The sequence below is a fragment of the Pseudomonas sp. RA_35y_Pfl2_P32 genome (genome assembly GCF_963970735.1).
GTDB lineage: Bacteria > Pseudomonadota > Gammaproteobacteria > Pseudomonadales > Pseudomonadaceae > Aquipseudomonas.
Genome location: NZ_CAXAQF010000349.1, coordinates 1 through 443 on the forward strand (window position 1 = coordinate 1; position 443 = coordinate 443).

Genomic DNA, 443 nt, shown 5'->3' on the forward strand with positions numbered 1-443 from the left:
TCGAAGCGTGCAGTCTGCTGCGACAGCGAGCTGACCTCGGTGGTCAGGTTGCGGGCGGCAGCCGAGGTCTGTTCGACCATCGCGGCGTTCTGCTGCGTCGCACGGTCCATGCCGCCGACGGCAACGCTGATCTGCGAGATCGCGGCGGCCTGGGCCTGGTTGTCGGCGGCCATGTCGCCGAGCAGCTTGTGCACTTCGCCAACGTCACCGGCGATGTTGACCAGCGCGCCATCGACCTTCTGCACCGCGCCGACTGCGGACAGGATTTCGCTCTGCGTGACGGTCAACTGGTCGCGGGCGCGCTTGGCTTCCTCTTCGGCGCGCATTGCCAGCGCCGAGACGAGATCGGCGACGACCGCGAAGCCGCGGCCGGATTCACCGGCACGCGCTGCCTCGATGGTGGCGTTGAGCGCGAGCAGGTTGGTCTGCGCCGCGATCGAGTG

1 protein-coding gene is annotated in these 443 nt (G+C 68.4%); it reads right to left on the minus strand.

Features of this window, described 5'->3' with window-relative positions:
* Window positions 1-443 (minus strand): methyl-accepting chemotaxis protein (locus tag AACY45_RS28645; protein ID WP_339548847.1); only part of this gene is annotated, 443 nt, incomplete at both ends.